We start from the raw sequence: 16,882 nt of genomic DNA on the forward strand, positions 1-16,882 counted from the left end.
ATTATTTTCTAAGGACAAAGTTCTCCCCGTTTTTGGGACCAGATTTTCGGATAAATAGTCTTCGTTCAACAGATACACCCATTAACACTTGATAGATGTCAGTAAGGATGGGTCTTGACGAATAATATCCATGACCAAGTCCACCCACACCCAAAACAGGATCATCCACTTCATTCACATTGATCACATCCACACCAGAATACTTAAAACACATTCCCGCACGAGGGGCTCCGTTGACTTTTTGGGAAGCAACAAGGGCATTGTCCCCTGGAGAACAATAAAGAGTAATTCTTTCGGAGGATTTGGTTAAATCAGAAAGGATGGATTCAAATTCATTTTTATCAAAGTCGGGAGCATTCAAAATGAGCTCTGATAAAAATTTACTTTTCCCTTGTTTTGCGATTGATGCCACGGAAGGTAAAACCACTTGGTGGCCCATACTATGAACGACTAAATGAATTTTTTTTCCAAGACCTGTGATATCGGTTAAGAACTTAGAAAAGGGTTCTCTGTTGATTTTGGCTTCTGTAAAGTTTAAATCGTAAGTCGATTTTACCATCACTTGTCCGAGGATTCCTGCATCCGCTCCTGCGGGCCAAGAATAAACAACCACCTCTCCCGGAAACTTTAGATCGTATTTAATTTGTCCGGCGCGAAGCACTGCTTCATCAAAATTGACATTGAAACCGTGCACAAATACCAAAACTTCTTCAGAAGTCGAAGATTTGATTTTGTTTAAAAATTCTTTATCATCTGTATTGATACGACCTTTGAATTGAAAGAACTGGTTTTTGTCTTGGGCGTTATCGAAAGAAATATCTCCAATGATATGTTTGGATGGGATGTTAACCAAACAAATTCCATAATGGGGGTTGATGTCGGTGATAAATCCAAAACTTGCGCTGTCACAATTGTCTTTGACTGACATTTCTCTGCGAGTGGTGACAAAATGAACATTGAGAATTTTTGTTTCATCAAAAGGATCAACAATTCGTTTGTTGATTTGTTCTCCGATTTTTGGGGAACAGGAAACAAGTAAGTTTATTAAAAATAAGAAAGAAAAGAATATTAGGAAAGTTGAATGTTTTTTGTTTTGTTTGGTTATGTTCATGATCTTTAATCCAGTTTATTTATAGGAAAATCCTTTGATGATTTTTGTTGGGTTTACGTTTTTTCCATCTTTGATGACTTCGAAATGGAGGTGGGGGCCAAAACAATATCCTGTGCAACCCGAACGAGAGATGACTTTCCCAGCACTCACATAATCACCTTCTTTGACAAAGAGTTTCGAATTGTGAGCGTATAAGGTTTGGTAATTATCATCATGTGTGAGGATGATCGCATTTCCATAACCACCCATCCAACCAGAGTAGGTGACTTTTCCTTTTCTCGCTGCATACACAGATTCGTAATTGGCACGTAAGTCGAGGGCCATATGGAATTTATATTGAGGGTAGGAACGAGTTCCCCAACCTGAAGTAATGACTTTAGAAACAACGGGAATTCTCCAAACAGGTCCTGTTTCTGGAATCACTGCTCCTGGAAGGAATACCTTTTGCCCTGATTTAAATAAATCATAATCATCTAATTGGTTTTCAGAATAAATATCATCAATTTTTACTTTGTAATAGTCAGCCACTTTGGCAAGAGTATCGCCTTTTTTTAACTTGTAAACTAATCCTTGTTTGTTGGGTATGTTTAGGATTTGGCCTGGGAGGATCGATACTTCTGGGTTAATTCCTGAACTTCCCGCAATGGATTCTGCTGACACTTTAAATCTTCGTGCAATATCAGAAAGTGTTTCGTTCTTTTTGACTTTGTATTGGGTGACTTTTAATTTTTTGTTTTTGTTATCTGCTAAAGCATCCAAATCGGCGGAACGAAGGATGGCCATTTTTTTATCTTCTGTTTCTTGTAAGTATTTGGCATCGGCAAGTTTTGCCTCTTTGTCTTTGATATCGTTTTCTTCTACCTCAGTGGACATACTAAGGAATTCTTTTTCCATTAAACTTTCTTCATAAGTTTGTTTGTCGACGATGATTGATAAAAAGAATGCTAAGATAAAGGAAGAAGCGAGTAGTGGGAGGATCCGATACCGTTTCCGGTTGAGATCAATCGTTCCATGAAGAACACTGGATTGTGACTGGAGGTTGTAAAAATACTTACCGGGAGAAACTTGGATGACGTTAATGTTTCCCCAGCGTAACACATGCTTACCGATCGTAGACTTTTCGGGAGATCGAAGTAGCATGTGCTAATAGGGATTGGTTAATCCTTAGTGTCTAAAGATTTGATACCGCCAAAGGATTCTTCTACAATCTTACGAACGTCTTTTTTCTGACCGCCGGTGATTGTAATATTTCCTTTTGCTACTACACCTTTTTGAAGTTCTAAGTATGGAGCAGTGATATCACCTAACATACGTCCTGTACCTTCGAGTTTTACCTCGTTTTCGGCTTTGATGTTTCCGATGAGGGTTCCAGATACAATGACTTCTCTTGCGCTAATGTTTGTTTTTACTTTACCGGTTTCACCGATGACAAGTGCGTCTTCTGTTTTGATATCACCTTCGAATTTTCCATCGATTCTAAGTGAACCTGCGATATAAAACTTACCTTCAAATATCGACCCTGGTCCGATAACGCTATTGATGGAATCCTTACCTATTGCCATTCCTGCTCCTTTTCCCCTTCTGTGAGAATCAAAATTTTCGGTCTTCTTGACAAGCCTTTTTAGTAGTCGATTTCCTCATCCCCGCTAAAGACTGATTTTTTTCGTTTCGGCGGTTTGGATGAACTGGGTTGTTTCTCAATTTTTTCCGACTTTTTCTTTTCTGTCTGTACGGTTGGGGTCGAAGGGAGGTTCGGCCTTGATTCCACTACATTCCAAGAAGAGCCGTGGTCGTTACAAACCTCTTTCGGAGCCGTTTGTGGGATGAAATACTCTTCAAAGAGGTCGTGACATTGTCCGCTCGGGAGTTTTCCCGACATACGGCAAACGGTCTTTTTCGTGACTTTTACTTCAGAAAGCCAAGGAAAATCGATAGCGGGTTCCCGATCAAGGGCTCTTGCCATAAACCGACCCCAAACAGGTGCGGCTAGTTTTCCGCCGGTCATCCCTCGACCGAGAGAAATGGTTCCCACATCATACCCAAACCAGACAGAAGTCACAAGTTCTGGGGTGTAGCCGACAAACCATGCATCTCGAAAGTTATTGGTAGTTCCTGTTTTTCCATAAGCTTTACGGTTTAGTCCATAAGACAAAACCCCACGTCCCGTTCCTTCTTCCACAACGTCTCGCATCATGGAGGTGATGAGAAAGGCAGCTTCCTTCGAGATGATTTGTTTGCGATCCTCATCTTCGAAGTCTTTTCGAAAATCTTTGATAATCTTTCCTGCATTGTCTTCTACATACAAAACAGAGATGGGATTGACTGTTTTGCCACCGGAGGCAAGGGCAGCATAGGCTCGTGTGAGTTCATATGGAGTGAGTTCAAAGGAACCAAGAGAAACGCTGAAATTATATGGGATGTCTCTGCCAGGTAATTGTAAAAGTCCTCGCAAACTATCCATTAGGTGGGAAAGTCCCACTTGTTCTAAAACCCGAACTGCTACCGAGTTTTTGGATTGTTCTAAAGCTTTTCGTAACAAAATAAAACCAGAGTATTCACTACTGTAGTTTTCAGGAGCCCATTCATCGCCATCTTCCATCAAATATTGGAGAGGGGAGTCTGCAAACAGTGTAGCGGGTGTTACATTTTTTTCTGGATCAGGGTTTTTGCCAGAATAATCCATGGCTGCTGCATAAAGAATGGGTTTGAAGGCTGAACCCGGTTGGCGGAAGGCTTGGAAAGGACGGATCTGTTGGTTGTCAGAACGAAATCCTGATCCACCAACTAAGGCAGTAATGTATCCAGTTTCTGGACGAATCGCAATGAGTGAACCTTCTACTGGAAGGAGATGGTCCTTTGTTGTTTGCGAAGTGTAGTTTTTATCAATCAAATCACCTAAAAAATCGTCTCCAGTTAACAAGTTTAAGGCATAAAATTCATCGCGTAAGTCTTCTTGGTAAGCGGAAGAAAACGTACGTTCTGTTCGGGAGATATGGAATTTAAAATCAGGAAGGTCATACAAATCAGCAATGAGAGAATACCCACTTCCATACAAATCATCAAAGGCATCGATATTTCGAAACGCTCTTTGGTTGGATTCCAAAGTTTGTCTTTGCAGGGCAGGGAGAAGGGCTTTTTCTGCTTCTTCTTGGTGGCGGATTTGGATGGTGGAATAAATTTTAAGTCCCCCATTGTACAAACGCCCAGAACCAATGGATCGGATTAAATTTTTGCGAATGTATTCTGTTACATACGGAAAACGGTTTAATCTGTCAGAAAAAGCTGAGTCATTCGGAGAACGATTTAAATTGGTATAATATTCGTCGAGTGCGGCATATTCTTTTTCTGCGTCAGCAACAGACATCCTTCCATTTTCAACTAACTTACGAAATACGACTCGCACTTTGTTTAAACTGGATACAGGATTGACGATGGGACTAAACTGGGTGGGTCTTGTGGTAAGACTGGCAAGAATGGCAGCTTCACCCCAAGTTACATCTTGGACTTCTTTTCGAAAATAAAATCGGGACGCTGCTCCAACTCCAATGGTTCCGTGTCCCAGTGGAATTTCATTTAAATACACTTCTAAAATTTTATCTTTAGGGTAAACCAGTTCGAGTAAAATGGCAAGCCAAGCTTCACGCGCTTTTCTCGCGATCGATCTTTCTATGGATAAAAATTTAAGACGTGCCACTTGTTGGGTGATGGTGGAGGCACCTTCTTTGACTCGGCCCGCCATAATGTTCACAACAAAAGCGCGAGCAATCCCTTTTAAATCAATTCCATTGTGTGAATAAAAAGAGTTATCCTCAGTGGATAAAAAACATTGGATGACCTTGTGGCGATTGTCTGCAGAAAGCGCATTCTCTTCTGGTTTTAATTGTTCTAATCGAACAGGAATTCTTGAGAATTTATAATATTCGGCAATGGGTTCGTATTCCCCTTTGTCATTTAATCCATATAAGGTGGACGGGATATCATAAACAGCAGCTTCTTTTAGTTTAAAAAAATCTTTAATGGAACCTGTGAGTAAAAAAACATTCAAGGCTCCAAAGGCAAAAATTGCTATGGCGGTGTTTCTTAATCTTTTGTCTCCGGTCCAAATCCTTTCTGTAACAATTCGAAACCAAATGATAAAATACTTTTCAAAGAGCCCAACGGGTTCTTGTTTCATACATTTCCCTTAACTTTAAATCCAAATCAAACGAGTGGAGAAAATTCCTTCATATGGTCGATTCCGTGGTAACGGAGACCGGTATCCAAATTGTAACCACCGAGAGATTCCAGAATTTTCGATCTGCTTTCCGGAGAAAAACTATATTCGTAGGCTCTCGTTAAAATTTCTTTGCAGGCCTGGCTTGCTTGGTTCAAAAGTTCAATAAAAGAGTCGTTGAACTTACGTTTCGGGTCGGCTGGATAAAACCATTCCCGTTTTTCATCATTCATAATCTTGGGATTGATATTTTCTAAAGCTGGCAACATAAGAACACTGGCATTGTATTTATGAAAGGTCAGCGTATCCACTACGCTGACAAGCCCGCGCATGAGTGTACTTCTCGAATCTAAGGTAGAAGTAAACCGGTAAAATCCCAAATAGGATTCGTTTAAGATATCACCGGGAATGATTTTTTTTTCGGAACCCAAATAGGAGGAAGCAAACTCCAAGGGAAAGGTTTCTTTGATGGATTGTAACCAAAAATTCCAAAGCACAGGATCCATTTTGTTTTTAATTCCTACTGTTCGGTGGCGGATATCGATGTATTGGGGGAAATCGTATTCCCTTGCACTCATTCCCCAACGATGATTGATGAGAAGGGTATCTAAACCAAACTCAACTTTCATGTGGTTGACTTGTGCCTGGTAAGAGATCTTCTTATCGTTGTTATAGTAATCCCCGGAGATGTAAAAAATATAAGGATGGGTTTGGATGTCGACTACGCAGTGGCAGATATAGCCTAGTGTGAACGCAAGAAAACGATCTCTATAGAGTCCCATTTCCGTATCGTGGACTTGGTCGAGAAAACTTAATACTAGTTCGGCAACTCGGTGGTGGTGGGCAAGGTCTCCGAAGAAAGCTGCCTTCTTTGTTCTTTTGGGTTGTAACACATGATAGAAGTAAAAGATATCGGGAGCCACGGCACCTAGGTTGGCATAAGAAGCAACATCGGGACGCGAAAGTAATGCAGCCATTCTACGTTGGGTTGCGTTTCCATGTTCCAAATGTTTTTTCACTTGGGAGAGTGCTTCAATATGTGTAATCTTTCCTGCCATTTTCTACTTTTTTGACTTTATGGAATGGAACCTATTGAAAGGTTTATCTTAAATCCTATGACATCAATCGAAAAACTAAAGTTTTTGAAAGAAGACCAAGTACGGTCTTTAGCAAATGAATTCGGCACGCCACTCTTTGTCTATTCCGAGAAAGAAATTGAACAAAAATGTGACGAGGCCTTGGCATTCCCGAATGCTTTCGGCTTACAAGTCCGTTATGCCATGAAGGCAAATCCCAATTCCAATATCCTTCAGATCATGAAAAAGAAAGGCATCCTGATTGATGCTTCCTCAGAACATGAAGTAGTGCGGGCCCTCCACTTTGGATTCAAACCAGAATCCATCATGCTTACCTCCCAAGAGTTTCCCAAAGCTTTTGCAGAACTGATAGGAAAAGGGGTAAAGTTCAATGCTTGTTCCCTTCGCCAACTCGAAGCCTTTGGAAAGACCTTCCCTGGAAAATCAGTTTCCATTCGTTTCAATCCTGGTCTTGGGTCGGGCCATACCAAAAAAACCGATGTAGGAGGAGTCACTTCTTCTTTTGGAATTTGGCATGAAAAACTCCCAGAAGTCAAAGCCATCGTAGAAAAATACAAAATCATAGTGGAAAAAGTCCACACTCATATTGGTTCGGGAAGTGACCCTGAAGTTTGGAAGGCTGTGGCCAAATACACTTTAGAATATGCTGAGGCTTTCCCAACGGTCACTGTTGTGAGTCTTGGTGGTGGTTACAAAGTGGGGAGGATGGAAGATGAAAAATCTACCGACTTACAAAAGATTGGTGCTCCTGTAAAACCTCAATTTGAAGAATTTGCCGCAAAACACGGAAGAAAACTCATTTTAGAAATTGAACCGGGAACTTATCTCGTTGCACTTTGTGGGTCACTTCTCACAACCGTAGACGACCTAGTGGACACTGGCCCTAAAGGTTTTCGTTTTATGAAACTCGATGCAGGTATGGATTCCAACACAAGACCTTCGTTATACGGTGCAAGACACCCTCTTGTCACAGTAAAAAAAGATGGGGGAGTTCCTAAATCTAACGAAGAATATGTGGTGGTGGGTCACTGTTGTGAATCTGGAGATGTTTTTACCCAAAAAGAAGGGGGAGAACCTATCACAAGACTCATGGGAGAAGCCGAAGTGGGTGACTACGTTGTGATGGAAGCTGTTGGCGCGTATTGTGCGGGAATGTCCACAAAGAACTACAATAGTTTTCCTGAAACGGCAGAGGTTTTACTTCGCACAAACGGAGAAACAAAACTGATTCGTAAAAAAGAACCAGTTCTTGAAATCTTTCGCAATGAAATCCTTGTTGTAGAATGATCGAATGAACAATTTGTATGTTGTCCTACTTGCGGGTGGGACAGGAACACGGATGGGAACGGAAGTTCCCAAACAGTTTTTAAAAGTAAGAGGAGAGTCTCTCCTTAGGCATTCAGTCAAACGATTCCGAAAGTTTGGACTGATCAAATCCATCACTGTCGTTTCTCACCCCGATTGGATTCTGGCAACGGAAAAAGAGTTGGATGATTTATTGGAAGGGAATGATCGGATTGTCCCTGGTGGGGAAAGTCGCCATCTGTCTACGTTATGTGGACTCCAATCCATATCCTATGATACAAAGGATATTTTTTTCATCCATGACGTAGCAAGACCCAACTTCAAACAAAACGAATTGTATCAATTAGTGGAACAAACAAAAATTTTTGGTGGAGCCAGTATTGTGGCCAAGTCAACAGAAAGTTTGGTCCGAGTTCGAATCCATCGGAACTATACTGATGAACCTTTAAAAAGGGAAGAAGTATATTCCGTAAAAACTCCTCAGTCCGTTGCTGGGTTTATGCTCCAAGAACTATTGGCAGAAGGATTGGATCCTGATCTCAAAAAACATCCGACAGATCTTTGTACTTGGATGGGCAGCCGTAGGGTAGGGATTGTCGAAACTGATTTTCACAATATCAAAGTCACAAGTCCAGGGGATGCTGAACTTGCTGAATCTTTGTTTTGGGAAGATTTACCTTCCGTGGAATAATTTAAAACGTTGTTTCCAAATCCAAATGCGAAATAGGTTTTTATTTTCAATGGTATCAATTTGAATCCCGAATCCACTTGGTTTTCCATATTTGCCTTGTGGGTTGGACCAACGAACCACACCACCGACTGAAATTTCACCTGATCTTGTTTGGATTTTGACATTACAAATTTGATCTTGTTCTAAAACCGAACTAGTACCTATGTACAGTCCTTCCAAAGAAACATTGAGAAGGGTGCCTTGGCAGATTCGATTGTCTTTACTCGAAAAATTGACAGGATTGGAAACAGGATATCTCGGAGCGAAGACCCGTGCAAGAAAGGCTTCGTAGATTTGTTTTTCATCTTTTTGGTTGATTGGAAAATAAAGTTGAACACCCGCAATTTCGGAACCATCACTTTCCTTATCAATGCGAACAATTTTTGCTTGTACCGAAATGGAAACAGGCTCTCTATTTTCTTTTTCTAATTTTAAGAGCAGATTGATTGGATCTCCCACTTTTAAAAAATGATGTTTGGGAATGGGAATGAGGATTCCGTTCCGAGAAATATTGATGGTTTGTCCGTCACCTTCTCGTTCTCCATCAGAATTGGTCCAATGAAAAGGAACTGGGTGGGTTTCTCTGTATTTGGTTCTCCAACCTCGGCGTTTTCCACTTAGATAGGGTGCCGCAATTTCTCGGCGTAAAAAATAAAACACAATTCCGAGTAGAAGAGTGGTTGTTGCCATATTCCAAATAATGTCCGAAGTATGGATCCGAATACCGGCAAGAAAAATCTTTTTGCCGAGGGTGACAGATAAAACCATCCAAACGTTATATGTAAGTATAAGGAAGGTAAAACAAAGGAAGAGATAATAGCCAAATTTTTTCTTAGTCACTAGACCGTAGGCGATGATGGCACTGAGGCAAGAAAGAACATATTGTAGTGGCTGAATTCTCGAAAGAATCATTCCAAAATGATCCAGGTCTAGGTCGTAAAGAGATGCCGTGATCAATATGTTTAAAAAAGGGACAGCAAAAAAGCCAAGAGTTACCAAAAGAACGGGGATGGGGTAGTTGAAGAACCGCAAAGTCACCCGCAAATCAAATTCGATTTTAGGGATTTAGTCAACTTATTTTTAAAAAGAAAGCAAGGGAGGCTTCGTATCTCCCCTAGTTCTTTTTCTTAAGGACTGTCCAGATCTTGTGTTTTGTCCTCATTGGTAATGACAGATTCTGTGGTAGACTTTTCCATCTGTAGGGAAGGCATTCCGTTAATCAGAATATGCAATTCTTCTTGTCTTTCGGAAATTAAATCCTCTACAGATGTTAGGCGACCGATGATGCTATGCAAAATGACAGAAAGAAATCCAGGGCTTTCTTTTCCCATGGCCAAAAAGATATCTTTTGTGATGGTTCCGACTTTGGTATCTTCAGCAGAAGCGATCACAGTGGCAGCCCTGGGAGATGGAAAGACCAAGGCCATTTCTCCAAAGAACTCTCCGGGATTGATATCGCGAACATATTGGTTTTCCCCACTTGCTTTTCGTTTGAAAACTTGGAGTTTGCCTGCAAAAACAAAAAACATCTGTCCATTGCAGTCTTCCCCTTCAGAAAAAACCTTGGTCCCTTCGGAGAAGTGATCGATCCGCACTTCCGTAATGTACTTTCGTAAGTGGTCCACGTTCATTTTTCTTCATCCTTTTTGATTTCTTCTAATAATTTGTCGAGCTCTGTGAGCCTTGCTTCCGCTCGATGGAGTTTCTCTACTGTACTTTTTGTGAGTTGGAATAAAAAATGCGTATTGATGCGGGCTAATTTTTCGAATTGGTCGTCTCGTAAAATTCCTACCCTTGCGTTGGTTGATACCACACTGATGGTCATGGCTCTCGGCCTTCTTGTCAGAAGCGAAAGTTCTCCAAAAAATTCTCCAGGCCCTAACCCTTTGATAATTTCTTGGCTTCCATCTGGCAGTCGTTTGGTGACGGCAAACATCCCACTCATGACACAATACATACTACCATCATGGGGATCTCCTTCGCGAAAGATCACATCCCCCCGCAAATAGACTTGCGTAGAGATATTTTGCATAAATTCCAGAATGTTCATGGGAGTTGTCCTATTGGTATCTGACATGAGAATAAAAATTCAAAACAAAGGCAAGTGAATCGCAAAATCTCACTAGACAGATTTCCCTAGTACAAAAACCTGCTTATACAACCACAATGCGGGCGTGGCGAAATTGGCAGACGCACCAGATTTAGGTTCTGGCGCCGAGAGGCGTGGGGGTTCAAGTCCCTCCGCCCGCATAACAACCTTTCCTAAAACAATTATAACATTCAAATCAATAGAAACCCGAGGGACTTGAACAGTGACGCGACCACCCACTGTGACGACCCATAGAGAGTCATAGTGGGTGCAAGTTTGCCTTGGATGGCAAACGCCGAGCGCTCGCCGTGCCTCGAAGCGTGGCAAACTAAAGGAAGTGTTTGCAGCGAAAGAGACAAGTCCCGAAGCAAAGTTGAAATTATACTTTAATTCGATCATTTGCAAAATGAAATATCATTCCGTTCCAAATTGACATCCTAACTCGGTGTAATTTGAGCCATAAATAGTTGACACGAAATTTTCAGAGTCTAACATTTAAGCATGAATAATAAAATGATTCGTGTAGCTAATAGCCGTTTGCTTAAAAGTGTAAACAATTTAAATACGGATTATGATTCAGATTTGATCGTTGGCCTTGGAGTTAAGGAAAATGGAGAGTTGTATTTCCAAAAAGAATCGAGGGAAGAATTTAGGAGAAGGCATGGGCTTTCTTCTGGTGGTTTCAATGATTCAGTTATGAATGTGATTAATGCGTTAAGAAATCATGGCTGAATTACCATCAAAAGATAAAACTAGGAAAGATATCGTCGATTACATACCGAAGTTTCTTGAGACTCTTGATAACATTTCTCATAACGATAAAACAGTTAAAGAGAAAGAACTCGAACTAAGGCAATCAGAAAGTAAAAACAATTTAGAATATTCCTTAAAGGTTCTTGAATCAAATGAAAGAGGAGAGGTAAGAAATTTAATTTTAACTATTTTTTTAATTATAATTTTCCTAACGATACTGGGAATTGGAATTTACTTTGTAATAGAGGGTAAAACGGAAATCGGGTCGTCAATGATTACTGGTGTAATTACTTTTATTGCCGGCCTAGGTATTGGCAGGGATAGCCGTAAATCTAATTCCGATTAAATAAAATTCTTACTGATAGTAAATAATCTTTTATTGTTCAAAATCGACTCACCGAACTCACAACAGTCACACCAGGAGAAAGGTTAACTCTAGAGGTTAAGCATCCAGATCCTGCGGAGCGTCAAAAAGCTGCTGACGATTTTCTAGCAAGCAAGCTGAAAGAAAATAAAGCGGAAATTGATGCAATTAGTGCTATGTGGCAACATAAGAATCCCGGCTTTTATGAACGAATGGCAAAGTTTGATGCCTATCAAGGCGCGATTGAGCCGTCTCTAATCACGGCCACAAATATAGACAATGCCATCAACTCACCTAGTTCAGCCGAGGTTCTAAGAAGCAAATGGTGCGTTGCATTTGCAAATTGGGGCATGCTGAAGCGAACTATGGGAGATAAAATTCCTGACTTCGATAAATTTATCAAAGAAGTTGCGGACAACGATCTGATAAACAAGGAAAATATGACACTGAATACTTCAGATGTTATAAAGAAGTATTCAGATGGAAAAATGGTAAGACTACCAGAAAGTGGAACCTTGCCGCAAGGAGACAGACAAAGTGGATACAAAATTATCGGTGATTTTTTAGCAGAAAATCGGCCAGAAGCTATTACGCTGCGTGTAAAAGATGATGGAAAGGGAAAGGGTCATACAATATCCTTGCAAAGGAATCCAGACGGGAAAACTTACACTGTGATTGATCCGGCATCAAAAGCGAATGGAACAAAGTTCGATCCAGAGAATTTAAAAGATTCTTTTCTATCAAAAGAATCGCCGGATACTAGAAATCCATACTGGGATAAGCCTCCTTACACATTTGACTATATCAAAAAAGGTAAATAATGCTAATGAACAACTTCTATGTTACTTTAATCATACTCGTAATTAGCTTATACAATTGTAAGACTTCGCAAATTATCGAAAATGAATCAGATTTGGCAAAGTATTTGGAGTCAAAAAACTATGTAATAAATGGATATGGGTACAAAAAAAACGCGCATTTAGAGTCAGTGGATATTAATGAAAAAACCGATTATTCCGATGGAGATTTAATTCGAATATGTTCTCAGCCAAACCTTACTTCCCTTGCATTTAAACGAACAAAAGTAAGATCATTTTCTGCGGATGCAAGTTTTGCTTGTTCTAAGTCAAATATAGCTGAGCTTGCAGTAATTAATTTAACGATAAATAAAAATGAATTATGTAATTTAGTTTCCACTTTTACAAATAAACAGTTAACACTTGCACTATCTGGAATAGTTTTTACCAATTCTGACTTAGAATGTATTTCAAAGCTTAAATTATTGAAATATATTGCAATTCCTGACCGGGCAAATATTAGCGAAGAATCATTTTGTAATTTTTCCAAACAGATGCCACAACTATTGGGTATCCAGTTAAATAATTCAACTTTAGCTACAAATGGATTAAATTGTATCTTGAATTTTCCCTCACTTAGACGAGTTACACTCCAAAACTGGAATAGTGTTTCTGAAGATGAAATGGGCGAGTGGGTAAAAAAATATGAAAAAAAATATAATCGTAAGTTGGAAGCGCAAATCATAGATCCTGTTGGCTACGAAAGATAAGACAATTTTTTATAAACGATCAAAAATAGTATAAATGTCCTGATATGACATATGCCGAGATTCGGATGATCTCAAGATTTCCTTTCGAACGGTTTTACTATCTAATCAAAAGCAAATTGACTATCGTTGTAAATTTGCTAAAATGATATGATGAAACTTCTGATTTCAATTACACACATCCAAATTCTTTTTTTTATCTTCTCTTGTACAACGACAAAAACTGTTGAAAATCCCTCTGTCTTATCAGAGGAGCCTATCCAGTCGGTTATCGTTCCAAAATGGTCAGCATATCAGGGATTCTTTGGTTTTATAGATGCAAAAAAGAAATGTAAAAGTATCGGTATGCGCCTTCCAACAATTGAAGAGCTAAAATCAGCCAATAGATCTAAGATTACAAAATCATGGGATAAGGATAGTTCATACTACTGGTCTTCAACACCAGCGGGTCAAGATAGTATTATTATTTGTATACTTATACTGGTCATGGCTATCCAAGCACACCTAGTACGGCTAAACGGATATATGATGTATACGGTGTTAGGTGCATTCAGTAGAGATTCTAGAGATTGTTTATTCTTTTGCAAGGGCAAAGTAGAAGGTTACCGAGAAGAGAAAACTACCTGCTGCGCGTAGGTGAATCGATGAACAATTACTGATACCAACTAGTCGATGGCTCAAAGAATACACTTCGTTTGAAATTCGCAATTTTTTAAAAAATATTTGCCGTTTTATGAAACTTAAGTTGAAAATAGCTTAGTAAAAGAAAGAACTCAATAGTGGACACGATCCCGGAGACCACCAAAAAAGTGGAACTTCCGATTTACCAAAATCCAGAAACAGGCGAATTCAGGATTGGCGCTGGCGATTCTGCAAGAGATTTTGCAACAAATTCAGGACCTGGTACCAAATTTTTCCAAAGTGCGACCAATGGCGAAGCAATCACAATGGCTGATTCCATAAGAAAGGAGCTGAATATTGATGCAAGTATCCCTAGTTCAGAAATCGTGATGAAATGGTGCCAAGCTGCTTCCCTATGGGCTACTTGCCGAAAAGAATTCGGATCAGCAGTTCCTGATAATTTTGTTGATTTTATTAAAAAACATAAGGATAGTATTGAAATCAAACCAGGTGATGTGATGTATGTTAAAGGTAACGATACTATCATGAATTCTTATGCAAACCAAAGTGGAAAAGAATGGCATAGGGATACGTTTAAAGATACAAATCCCAATATCACAAGAGACCAGGCATATGCGAAAATCGCAGAAGCTATGCAGACAACCACTTCTAATTCTGTGATGATTCGCATTAGTAGCGGACATACCATTTCCATTCACCGAGATGGCCCTGGAAGTGATTGGATTGTGAAGGATACGGGTCATAGTAATATTAATGAATCGATAGTGAATCCGAATGATATTAAGAATTCTGACTTGTTTATTAAAGATACTTACAGATGGGAAATTCCAGAAAGTATAGCCTTTCCAGTATTTTCAAAGAAATGAATATGAAATATTTAATATTTATAATTACTTATGTAGCTTTTGCTCAATGTAATACTACACAAAAAGTAGAAGTGAAACAGACATCGGATTATACACCTATTGTAGGTGATTTGCAAGTGAGAGGATATGATGTAGAAATAAATTCTCACAAGGGAATCCATTCCTATGTGACAGCATATCCAAATACCAAAATAATTGATGGAGATTTGCAGAAGATTTGCACTTTACCTAATCTTAGAAATTTGATGATAGAAAATAATAAGATTTCTGAATCTTTTTTTAATCAGCTAGATCAATGTAATCTTAGTCAAATGAAACTATTAAGTCTCAAGGATGTTACTTTAAAGAATGGCGTATTTTGCCATCTGAGTGAAAAAAATCAATTTCATAACAATCTTGGATTTGCGAATACAAATATTAATGATGAGGATCTGAACTGTCTGAAGAGATTTGCATATATCGAAGAATTGAGTATCCAAGGTCCCCAGAAGAAATTTAGCGATGAGAGTTTTTGCGAATTTTTCCAATCAAACATTCGGATTAAGGACTTGCACGTAAAGTATCTTGAATTGTCTCCTAAAGCGTATAATTGCCTCCTTGATCTTAAAGGTGTGGAACATTTTGGTTTTAAAAAAATCAAAGGCCGCACCGCTAATGATATGAAAAAGTTAGAGAACTTGTATTTCAAGAAGAATGGTCGTAAGGTAATCGTGGATGTATTTGAATACGATTCTCCTTAAAGAAACTGATTTTAAAGACGTAAGTGGAGTGAAACAGATTCGAGAAATTCACCTTCATTCCATCGGTTTGATGGTTCCATCCTCAAAGGTGTAGCTCAGTGCCTTCAAGAGTAGGTTTGTTTTTGAGTAAACTTCTAAAGTGAATCGAGAATTCTTTAGGTCAAAGATGGTTTTTGGTATTGAGTCGTTTGGAAAACCCAAGGCTCTCATCTCATTATAAGTTGATAAATAGGATAATTGCTCCATGGTTCGATACGAAGAATATTTGCCAGACAAATATTTAGCGAGTATATCCCTTCCATTATCTGTTTTAAAATCATAAATGGTAATGGAGTTGTTTGGCCAAACTTCTATCAATCGATTCTCTTTTAAATACACTTGTGCGTAATTTCCCGTTGTATGAATGAGTTTGGTATCTCCCTCCACAATTTTCCAAACAAATAAAAATCCATCACCTCCATCGGAAAAATAAAACGTCCCTCTAGCAAAGAGAAGCTGTTTTGTTTCATCGAAAGAAATTACAAATTCTGTTGGTCTTGGAGGATCCCGTCGGATATTGGAAACGGTGACTTCTGCTTTTTTCTTGTGAAATGATTCTGTTCCAACTGGCTCCTTGATGAAGAAAATTTTCGTTGAATCAACCCATCCCTCAGTTGCATCTTCATACCGAACTTGGTAAAAGTAAGGTTGATTTGGAAAATTTTCCGTTTTGCTTTTTTCGATACAACGTCCAAATTTTAATCTCGAAATCGTCTTTGTGGTTTTAGAATCATGTTTTGGTTCTTCTTTGATTTCCAGGTCGTCAGCAGTTGTGTAAAAATATGGGAACTCACAAGCAGCCGTGATGGGAAGTTGTAAAGATAAGAATAGAAAAAGGAAGGGAAGAGTGGCTTTCATACAAATTACATAATTTTACAAAAGGACAATCTAAATCAAAGATAAAAAGAAAGCTAAAAAAGACTAAAACTCCTTCTTCGTTATCAAAGGAAGCCTTAGTCTTTTATAAAGTCATCGTCACATTAGAATCACGGAAGATCCTGTTGGCGGTTGTTGTCGAACCTGTCGTATTGGTAGGATCTGTACTATTAGAATAAAAAGTATTAGCTTTCAGTACCCAGTCCGTGTAAGTCGGTGTACCGGTTGGACTGCCAGTGATTTCTCTCACTCCAGGAACAGAAATCATAGCCTTATAGGTTTTTCTTTTTACTCGATTGGTATCACCATTACAAATTGCATCTGCTCCTTTGATTCTACCAACTCCAAGCCACCCACCGTATGATAAATATGAAACCTAGTAGTGCAAGGAGTCGCAGCGGTCGTATAATCAAGTGGATTTTTTCTTTACCAAACGATAGCGAGGCGCCAAAGGATTGGTAACAAATTTTAATCCTTTCGCTTTTTATACGAA

Annotated in this window: 18 protein-coding genes, 1 tRNA gene and 1 pseudogene; 10 read left to right on the plus strand and 10 right to left on the minus strand. The window is 39.2% G+C overall.

Annotated elements, in window-relative coordinates; translation table 11 throughout:
- Position 1: 1 nt before the first annotated feature.
- The 5 genes from EHQ47_RS06705 to EHQ47_RS06725 are packed head-to-tail and all read right to left on the minus strand — an operon-like array spanning position 2 to position 6,382.
- Positions 2 to 1,111: an alpha/beta hydrolase gene (locus EHQ47_RS06705; protein ID WP_135747991.1), complete on the minus strand. Its 1,110-nt coding sequence runs from the start codon at positions 1,109 to 1,111 to the stop codon at positions 2 to 4.
- A 15-nt stretch (positions 1,112 to 1,126) separates the two neighbouring features.
- Complete coding sequence (locus EHQ47_RS06710) at positions 1,127 to 2,251, minus strand: M23 family metallopeptidase (protein WP_167482918.1); 1,125 nt, start codon at positions 2,249 to 2,251, stop codon at positions 1,127 to 1,129.
- A 17-nt stretch (positions 2,252 to 2,268) separates the two neighbouring features.
- A complete protein-coding gene (locus EHQ47_RS06715) occupies positions 2,269 to 2,673 on the minus strand; it encodes a bactofilin family protein (RefSeq protein WP_002974102.1) in 405 nt (134 codons plus the stop codon).
- A 59-nt stretch (positions 2,674 to 2,732) separates the two neighbouring features.
- Complete coding sequence (locus EHQ47_RS06720) at positions 2,733 to 5,285, minus strand: penicillin-binding protein 1A (RefSeq protein ID WP_135776817.1); 2,553 nt, start codon at positions 5,283 to 5,285, stop codon at positions 2,733 to 2,735.
- Between the two features lie 26 nt (positions 5,286 to 5,311).
- Positions 5,312 to 6,382 carry a zinc dependent phospholipase C family protein gene (locus EHQ47_RS06725; RefSeq protein ID WP_135693051.1) on the minus strand — a complete coding sequence of 357 codons (1,071 nt, stop codon included), beginning with the start codon at positions 6,380 to 6,382 and terminating at the stop codon, positions 5,312 to 5,314.
- A 57-nt stretch (positions 6,383 to 6,439) separates the two neighbouring features.
- Here EHQ47_RS06725 and EHQ47_RS06730 point away from each other — a divergent pair, with 57 nt between their 5' ends.
- Both EHQ47_RS06730 and EHQ47_RS06735 read left to right on the plus strand, forming a co-directional pair.
- Complete coding sequence (locus EHQ47_RS06730; protein WP_135776818.1) at positions 6,440 to 7,708, plus strand: diaminopimelate decarboxylase; 1,269 nt, start codon at positions 6,440 to 6,442, stop codon at positions 7,706 to 7,708.
- Positions 7,709 to 7,712: 4 nt separating this feature from the next.
- Positions 7,713 to 8,417: an IspD/TarI family cytidylyltransferase gene (locus EHQ47_RS06735; RefSeq protein WP_135776819.1), complete on the plus strand. Its 705-nt coding sequence runs from the start codon at positions 7,713 to 7,715 to the stop codon at positions 8,415 to 8,417.
- Here EHQ47_RS06735 and EHQ47_RS06740 read toward each other — a convergent pair.
- The 3 genes from EHQ47_RS06740 to EHQ47_RS06750 all read right to left on the minus strand — a co-directional run bounded on the left by EHQ47_RS06740 (position 8,400) and on the right by EHQ47_RS06750 (position 10,506).
- Positions 8,400 to 9,494 carry a PilZ domain-containing protein gene (locus EHQ47_RS06740; protein WP_135776820.1) on the minus strand — a complete coding sequence of 365 codons (1,095 nt, stop codon included), beginning with the start codon at positions 9,492 to 9,494 and terminating at the stop codon, positions 8,400 to 8,402. The genes EHQ47_RS06735 and EHQ47_RS06740 overlap by 18 nt on opposite strands.
- A gap of 89 nt (positions 9,495 to 9,583) precedes the next feature.
- Complete coding sequence (locus EHQ47_RS06745; protein WP_135747997.1) at positions 9,584 to 10,087, minus strand: Crp/Fnr family transcriptional regulator; 504 nt, start codon at positions 10,085 to 10,087, stop codon at positions 9,584 to 9,586.
- The gene (locus tag EHQ47_RS06750; RefSeq protein WP_135747998.1) at positions 10,084 to 10,506 is read right to left on the minus strand and encodes a cyclic nucleotide-binding domain-containing protein; all 423 of its coding nucleotides are present in this window, start codon (positions 10,504 to 10,506) and stop codon (positions 10,084 to 10,086) included. Before EHQ47_RS06750 ends, EHQ47_RS06745 begins: the two co-directional genes overlap by 4 nt.
- A 118-nt stretch (positions 10,507 to 10,624) precedes the next feature.
- Here EHQ47_RS06750 and EHQ47_RS06755 point away from each other — a divergent pair.
- From EHQ47_RS06755 to EHQ47_RS06790, 8 genes are all read left to right on the plus strand, one after another.
- A tRNA-Leu gene (locus EHQ47_RS06755) sits at positions 10,625 to 10,706 on the plus strand.
- A gap of 352 nt (positions 10,707 to 11,058) precedes the next feature.
- Positions 11,059 to 11,277: a hypothetical protein gene (locus EHQ47_RS06760; protein ID WP_135776821.1), complete on the plus strand. Its 219-nt coding sequence runs from the start codon at positions 11,059 to 11,061 to the stop codon at positions 11,275 to 11,277.
- Positions 11,270 to 11,644 carry a hypothetical protein gene (locus EHQ47_RS06765; RefSeq protein ID WP_135776822.1) on the plus strand — a complete coding sequence of 125 codons (375 nt, stop codon included), beginning with the start codon at positions 11,270 to 11,272 and terminating at the stop codon, positions 11,642 to 11,644. The genes EHQ47_RS06760 and EHQ47_RS06765 overlap by 8 nt, the downstream gene beginning before the upstream one ends.
- 230 nt (positions 11,645 to 11,874) lie before the next feature.
- Positions 11,875 to 12,483, plus strand: a complete 609-nt coding sequence (locus tag EHQ47_RS06770; RefSeq protein ID WP_135776823.1) for a hypothetical protein — start codon at positions 11,875 to 11,877, stop codon at positions 12,481 to 12,483.
- Positions 12,484 to 12,575: 92 nt separating this feature from the next.
- Positions 12,576 to 13,229, plus strand: a complete 654-nt coding sequence (locus tag EHQ47_RS06775) for a hypothetical protein (protein WP_167483268.1) — start codon at positions 12,576 to 12,578, stop codon at positions 13,227 to 13,229.
- Between the two features lie 147 nt (positions 13,230 to 13,376).
- A complete protein-coding gene (locus EHQ47_RS06780; protein WP_167483269.1) occupies positions 13,377 to 13,862 on the plus strand; it encodes an Lcl C-terminal domain-containing protein in 486 nt (161 codons plus the stop codon).
- A gap of 143 nt (positions 13,863 to 14,005) precedes the next feature.
- A complete protein-coding gene (locus tag EHQ47_RS06785; protein WP_135776826.1) occupies positions 14,006 to 14,734 on the plus strand; it encodes a hypothetical protein in 729 nt (242 codons plus the stop codon).
- 2 nt (positions 14,735 to 14,736) lie between these two features.
- Positions 14,737 to 15,474 (plus strand): hypothetical protein, encoded by a 738-nt coding sequence (locus tag EHQ47_RS06790; protein ID WP_135776827.1) that lies wholly within the window; start codon positions 14,737 to 14,739, stop codon positions 15,472 to 15,474.
- 54 nt (positions 15,475 to 15,528) lie between these two features.
- Here EHQ47_RS06790 and EHQ47_RS06795 read toward each other — a convergent pair whose 3' ends face one another.
- Positions 15,529 to 16,371 carry a hypothetical protein gene (locus EHQ47_RS06795; protein ID WP_135776828.1) on the minus strand — a complete coding sequence of 281 codons (843 nt, stop codon included), beginning with the start codon at positions 16,369 to 16,371 and terminating at the stop codon, positions 15,529 to 15,531.
- A gap of 106 nt (positions 16,372 to 16,477) precedes the next feature.
- Positions 16,478 to 16,791, minus strand: a pseudogene (gene len, locus EHQ47_RS06800) (Len family endostatin-like outer membrane lipoprotein); the annotation flags it as partial.
- Positions 16,792 to 16,882: the final 91 nt, after the last annotated feature.

It is taken from the genome of Leptospira bourretii (genome assembly GCF_004770145.1).
GTDB lineage: Bacteria > Spirochaetota > Leptospiria > Leptospirales > Leptospiraceae > Leptospira_A > Leptospira_A bourretii.